Source organism: Acetivibrio sp. (assembly GCF_035371925.1).
In the GTDB taxonomy this organism is placed as follows: domain Bacteria; phylum Bacillota; class Clostridia; order Acetivibrionales; family Acetivibrionaceae; genus Hungateiclostridium.
In genome coordinates this window covers 1-6,661 of sequence record NZ_DAORXT010000114.1, presented here as the reverse complement: position 1 = coordinate 6,661, position 6,661 = coordinate 1, and the positions used below count along the sequence as shown (strand labels likewise).

Genomic DNA, 6,661 nt, shown 5'->3' with positions numbered 1-6,661 from the left:
AGTTGAAGTGGTACTTCCAGTAAAACAAGGATTCAAATAAATAGTCGAAGTTTACATTAATTGGGGATTGGTTGATATTATATATAAGGTGGAATTTGTGAGTACAACGCAAAAGATTAAAATAATGTCGCAAAACAACAAGTTTTGTCGAAAAAAGTTACATTAATTGACACTACTTATCATATGATGTACAATAATTCTATAAAATTTTACTGCTTTGAAAGAAGGTGACTCCTTGCTTGCGGGAGTATTGCAGTTAGGACAGTATGTACTTAACAAGAAGACTACTGACGTCGAAGAATATCTTCAAGTCATTGAGAATCCTAATGATAAAGGCAATTACAATCATGTCTTAAAGATTGCATTTGAACTTGAAAAAGGTAATGTAACCTACCGCGGAGTAGAGTATGAAGAATTTTCATTAGATAAAATAAATAAGTACGCATATAAAAAGGGAAGTGCAAGGGGTGGAGATATAACACCAACTTCAAAGTATACAGATCCAACGAAAACTCTAAACAAGATAACAATATCTTTTAATGATATATTAAATAGTGCAAGCCAAAATGATGAGGAGAAAAAGATATTTAATGATATTTATGAGTACATATCTTCAAATCAGGAAATCATAGAAAACGATATTACGGAAAAAGTCAAATCTACTCCGTTAAAAAAAGGCGAATCATTTATTATCACAGTTACATTATTTGATAACAATAATGAAAAGTATATGGGTGATTTCCAATTAATAAAAAATCATCTTGCCAGGATTTTGGATGAACAGTATTACAGCAAATACGGTAAAACATCAAAAGGTAAAGGTATCTGCTATTATTGCAAAAATGAGAGTGAAGTCTTTGGATTCGTTAATACATATAACTCCTACACCGTTGATAAAATCGGGTTTGTGACGGGTGGCTTCAAGCAGGAAAATGCATGGAGGAATTATCCGGTATGTGCTTGTTGTGCCCAGAAGCTGGAGCAGGGTAAGAAATATATTAGAGAAAACCTTACATCAAGGTTTTCTGGCTTTAACTATTTTGTAATCCCTAAAGCTGTAATAAGGGATGCAGAGGATGAGGCGGAATTTATTGAGACCCTAGAAGAGTTTGAAAAGAATACAAACTTTTCTACTAGTGAATCCACAAAGCAAAATCTTCTTGGAAGTGAGAAAGATTTCTTAGAGATAATGAAAGATAGTAAAAATTATCTCAATTACAATATGCTTGTTTTTAAAGAAGAACAGTCGGGAAGCGTTTTTAGGATACTACTCTACATTGAAGACATTGTGCCGAGCAAAATAAAGAATATATTGAGAATAAAAGACAGAGTAGATGAGATAGAGCTGTTTAAAAATCTTCCGGGCAAAGATAATACAACCTATGATTTGAAGTTTGGATTTGATAAAATAAGGACCTTTTTCCCCAACAGTAAGACGGAAGGAAATTTTGACAAGAGCTTTCTTGAAATTTTAAACAATGTTTTTACATATAAAAAGATAAGCTACAAATTTATTTTAGGAAGAATGATTTCAAAGATAAGAACTGACTTTGTGAGGGAGGAATATGTAAAATCCCTTGTACTCCAAGCACTCATGTGTATTATGTTTATTGATAAACTCAGTTTATTTAGCGATAAAGGGAAAGAGGTGCAAAAAATAATGATTGAGAAGACTGAGAAGAATAAAAAATATCTGGACTTTTTTGAGAATGAAAGTTACAAGGATGTTTTCTGTTCAGATTATAAAAGGGCAGTGTTTTTGACAGGAGTACTGACTGAAAAGTTGTTAAACATACAGTACAAAGAAAGAGGAAGCAAGCCTTTTTACAGCAGACTCAACGGTTTGAAATTAGATAAAAATATAGTGAAAAGAATATATACCGAAGCCATTAATAAGTTAAATGAGTATAACAAGAATTATTATAAAGAGCTGGAATATCTTATTGGCATGTATATGTTGGGAGAGGAATCCCAAAAGAATATTTCCAATGACGAAATCAGTTTTTATTTTGTGCTTGGAATGTCCCTTGCAAAGCACTTTAATGAAGAAAAGAAGGACGGGGAGGATGAGGAATAATGATTAAGAACAGGCAGGAAATATTATTTTTATATGATGTTACAGATGCAAATCCGAACGGCGACCCGTTGGATGAGAACAAGCCTCGAATTGACGAGGAAACCGGAATTAATATTGTAACGGATGTAAGGCTAAAAAGAACCGTCAGAGATTATTTATACAGTTATAAAGGTTTTGACGGGACTAATGGAAAGGATATATTTGTAAGGGAAATTAAATCGGAAAAGGGCGGAATAAAAGACGGTAAAGCCAGGGCAAAAGACTTTAAAGAAAATATAGATGAAATCCTTGAAAAGGCGATAGATATAAGATTATTTGGTGGCGTAATCCCTTTAGACAAGGCATCGATAACATTTACCGGACCGGTACAGTTTAACATGGGAAGGTCATTAAATAAAGTAAGCTTAAAGCATATTAAAGGTACCGGTGCATTTGCTTCAGATGAGGGAAAAGCACAAAAGACATTTAGAGAGGAATACATTGTACCATATTCCATGATTGCTTTTCACGGAATAATAAACGAAAATGCGGCGAAAGATACTAGACTTACCGATGAAGATGTGAATTTGCTGGACGAGTCGATGTGGAACGGTACAAAAAATCTCATTACCCGCTCAAAGATGGGACATATGCCCAGGCTCATGCTTAGGGTAGTATATAAAGCAGAACAGAATTTCTTTATAGGTGATTTGCAAAACAAGATAGCCCTTAATTTTGATATTGAAGAAGAAAAAATCAGGACAATCAAAGACTTTTCTATTAAATTGGATGAGCTTATTGATGAGTTGGCACAGTACAGCGATAAAATAGAAAAAGTTGTGTTCGTTGCTGATAAAAACTTGAAGCTATGCTATAAAGGTCAGGAAATTAATTTAAAGGATATAAAAGAGATTCCATTTGAGGAAAAAATTTTTTAGAGAGAGGGAGATAAATGACTGAAAAATATCTGGTTTTTGATATTAGTGCCGCTTACGGGCATTTCAAAAAACCTTATACTACAACATCTCCCCTTACATATTCAATCCCAACCAGAACTGCCGTTTCAGGGATAGTTGCAGCCATATTGGGATTGGGAAAAGAAGATTATCAGAAGCATTTTTCAAAGGCTCAAGCCAAAATTGCAATAGGAATAAAAAGCCCTATAAAAAAGGTTAGAATCAGTGAAAATTTAATTAACACGAAAAAGTCAATGAATATAATACATGAACGGACACAGATAAAGATTGAGTTTTTGAAAGATGTGTGCTATAGAATTTATTTCACGCATAGTGATAAGCAAATTTATGAAAGGTTGAAGGAGCTCCTGAATGGCCATAGCACAGTTTATACAATCAGTATGGGGCTTAGTGAAAATCTAGCAAACTATACTTTTGCCGGTGAATTTGACGGGCGTGAAGTAAATGGAAATAAAGAAGTTGTGGAGTTTTCAAGTGTTATACCTCTAGATATATTGAAAAAAGGTGATGTTGAATACGAAGACGACAGGGAGTATTTTACAGAAACCATACCGGTGGAAATGGATGCCGACAGAAATGTGAAAGAATATAGAGAGGTGTTGTTTGAAAGGAACAGCTATAAAATCAAGGCAAAGGCAGACTCCTATATTAGAATTGAAGGGATAGATGAGAATATTTTGATTATATAAGAGGTGGGGCCATGTTGCTTTCGCACCCGGGAAAGCCGCTTTTGGATCATTTGAGAAATGTATTTTTGATTGGGGACTGTATTTTCATGCAGAAAAAGACTGAATTTGAGAGTTTTTCTAATGATGAAGTTCGCCAATTAAATAGATTGAATTTGCTTACTCACGATCTTGGAAAGTCTACATCATATTTTCAGGAGTACATAAGAAGTTTGGATAGCAATAGGCAAAAAAATGATGAAAAGAAAAGACATGGTCTTTTGTCCGGGATTTTATCCTTCAAAATTGTAAACACGGATATGAAGAATGAAGTTCTTGCTTTTTTATCTTATATAGTGGTTTCGAAACATCATGGAGAGCTTGATGATTTTGCAAATTTTATATCTGTATTGAGCGGAGATGTAAAAAATATAAGTCTTCTAAAGCAGCAGTTTGAAAGTATTGATAGAGATAAACTCCAGGAAGTCATTACAGGGCTTGGGATTGATTTTGATATATCAAATTATACCGTTGATGAGCTTGAAAACGACATAGATTATCTTACTTCCAGAAAAGTCAGAAAGAAAGTAAAAGAAGTAATGAGATTTGAAACTTTCTTATTGATTGACTATCTGTTTTCCTTATTAATTTTTTCTGACAAGCTTGAGGCGATATATAATAGCGAAAATATGAATATTGAAGACTTTATCAAAAAAAGCTCTAAAAGACCGGCGTTATTGTCTGACTGTGTTGATAAATTTAAAGAAGGTCTTGAGATAAAGAATATTCGGATGGCCAAGTGGCGGAACAAGGCATATCAAGATGTTTTAAACAGTGTCGAAAATCTTCCGCTTGAGGAAAAGGTATTATCCATTAACCTTCCCACCGGTTCCGGAAAAACTCTTACAGCTCTTAAAGCTGCTCTTCGATTGAAAGAGAGGTTAATTGAAGAGAAGGGATATAACCCGAGAATAGTTTATGTACTTCCCTTTACTTCGATTATTGAGCAGAATTTTGATGTTTTTCAAAAAGTTTTGGGTACTACCGAATCTAATGTACTTCTAAAGCATCATTATTTATCGCAGAGAATTTATCAATGGGAAAAGGAAGGCGAAATGGAGAGCTTTAGTGATGCTGTTTCCGAACATCTTGTGGAATCTTGGGATTCGGAAATAGTTGTGAGCACCTTTGTGCAACTTTTGCATTCCATATTTACAAACAGGAACAGAAAGCTTAAAAAGTTCCACAACATTGTTAATTCCATAATAATATTGGATGAAGTGCAGAGCATACCCCACAGGTATTGGAATTTGGTGCGGGAAACTTTTAATGCCATGGCAAGGTATCTTAACTGTTATTTCATTTTTATGACTGCAACCATGCCGCTGATTTTTTCTGAAGAAAACAAGGAAATATATGAGCTGGCGAAGGATAAGAGAAAATATTTTGAAGAGTTTAGCCGCATAACCATTGATGCGAAGAGATTATCGAAGAAGATGACTATCGACGAATATAAAGCATTGCTTTTGGATGACATTAGCCGTTATGAAGAGGACGATTTTCTAATAGTTATGAACACTATCAGGACTTCCATTGATATATATTCATTTATAAAAGAGGAGCTGGAAGACAGAGCGGAGATTTATTATCTGTCGACAAATATCATTCCAAAGGAGAGACTTGAAAGAATAAAAAAGATTAAGGAAAGCAAAAATCGTAAGATTATTGTATCGACCCAGATGATTGAAGCAGGAGTGGATATTGATATTGACCGGGTTTACAGGGATTTTGGCCCGATGGACAGTATCAATCAGACATCGGGAAGATGCAATCGAGAATGGGGAGATAAAAAAGGGATTGTTACGTTGGTAAATCTAATAAACGAGAAACATCATGACAGACCCTATGCGGCATATATCTACGACAATGTATTGATAGAGGAGACAAAAAACGCTCTTTCAGGTCTTGAAGGGATTGAGGAAAAAGAGATTTTTCTCTTGGCAGAAAAGTATTACAAGGGTTTGAAGAGCCATGGAAGTGACGAAAGCCAAAAACTTTTGGAATGCATAAAGGAGCTTCGATATAGGGAGGCTTTTGAAGGCGGAAAGGACGATAAAAATTTTGGGGTGTTTGAGCTTATACGTCAGGAATTTAAAACTGTGGATGTCTTTATTGAAATAGATGATGATGCTACAAAAGTGTGGCAGGAGTATCAGAGTATAAAGCAGATGAAAGACAGATTTGAGAGTAAGAGGAAGTTTAATCAGCATAAGAAAGACTTGTATATGTATGTATTGAGTCTTCCTGAATTTGCTGTAAGAAAACAGGTTGATATTGATGAAAAGGACATAACTTTTATAAGCAGGGAAATGATTTTTAATACCTATGATGAAGACACTGGCTTTGTGAGAGACTTGGAAAAAGACTACTTTTTTTAATGGGGGAATTGACTTGGATATTAAGATGCTAACGGTAAGATTGGAAGGCAACAGGGTTGAAAGTAGGGATGTTCCTAAAATAAGGGGGTATTTGGCGGGAAAGTTTCCTCAGTATCTTGAGCTTCATAACCATATTGGAGAGGATAAATTTAATTATGGTTATCCGGTAATAACCAAAGTATAAAGCTTATTGCCGATCGTTTCGAAAGAAAGAGGCAGTTTAATAAGCTGAAAAAAGATTTTTACCAATTTGTGCTCAGTTTGCCGGAACAGGCGGTAAAAAAGCATGTTGAAATAGATGAAAAGGAGATTACCTTTATAAGCAGGGAAATGTTATGCAGTACCTATGATAAGGATACAGGCTTTATTAGAAAAATAGACAGGGATTATTTCATTTAAAATGGGGGAATTACATTGGAAATTAAAATGCTTACTGTAAAACTGGAAGGTAACAAAGTTGCAAGCAGGGGTGTGCCTAAAATACGAGGGTATCTCGCAGGAAGATTTCCTGAGTATGTCGAGTTG

General features: G+C 34.7%; 6 protein-coding genes. All 6 read left to right on the top strand.

Features of this window, described 5'->3' with window-relative positions; genetic code table 11:
- The first annotated feature begins 235 nt into the window (after nt 1–235).
- The 6 genes from PLH43_RS12220 to PLH43_RS12195 all read left to right on the top strand — a co-directional run bounded on the left by PLH43_RS12220 (nt 236) and on the right by PLH43_RS12195 (nt 6,535).
- Nucleotides 236–2,077: a TIGR02556 family CRISPR-associated protein gene (locus PLH43_RS12220; protein ID WP_324363510.1), complete on the top strand. Its 1,842-nt coding sequence runs from the start codon at nt 236–238 to the stop codon at nt 2,075–2,077.
- Entirely contained in the window at nt 2,077–2,994 is a 918-nt protein-coding gene (cas7b, locus tag PLH43_RS12215; RefSeq protein ID WP_324363507.1) for a type I-B CRISPR-associated protein Cas7/Csh2, read from the top strand. The genes PLH43_RS12220 and cas7b overlap by 1 nt, the downstream gene beginning before the upstream one ends.
- 14 nt (nt 2,995–3,008) lie before the next feature.
- Nucleotides 3,009–3,722: a type I-B CRISPR-associated protein Cas5b gene (gene cas5b / locus PLH43_RS12210; RefSeq protein ID WP_324363505.1), complete on the top strand. Its 714-nt coding sequence runs from the start codon at nt 3,009–3,011 to the stop codon at nt 3,720–3,722.
- An 11-nt stretch (nt 3,723–3,733) separates the two neighbouring features.
- The gene (cas3, locus tag PLH43_RS12205) at nt 3,734–6,136 is read left to right on the top strand and encodes a CRISPR-associated helicase Cas3' (protein ID WP_324363503.1); all 2,403 of its coding nucleotides are present in this window, start codon (nt 3,734–3,736) and stop codon (nt 6,134–6,136) included.
- 13 nt (nt 6,137–6,149) lie between these two features.
- Complete coding sequence (locus PLH43_RS12200; protein ID WP_324363501.1) at nt 6,150–6,320, top strand: hypothetical protein; 171 nt, start codon at nt 6,150–6,152, stop codon at nt 6,318–6,320.
- A gap of 68 nt (nt 6,321–6,388) precedes the next feature.
- Entirely contained in the window at nt 6,389–6,535 is a 147-nt protein-coding gene (locus tag PLH43_RS12195; RefSeq protein WP_324363499.1) for a hypothetical protein, read from the top strand.
- Nucleotides 6,536–6,661 lie beyond the last annotated feature (126 nt).

Excerpts from the sequence above, each read along its gene's own strand:
- cas5b (WP_324363505.1), top strand. The coding sequence starts at position 3,009 with ATGACTGAAAAATATCTGGTTTTTGATATTAGTGCCGCTTACGGGCAT.
- cas7b (WP_324363507.1), top strand. The coding sequence starts at position 2,077 with ATGATTAAGAACAGGCAGGAAATATTATTTTTATATGATGTTACAGAT.
- cas3 (WP_324363503.1), top strand. The coding sequence starts at position 3,734 with ATGTTGCTTTCGCACCCGGGAAAGCCGCTTTTGGATCATTTGAGAAAT.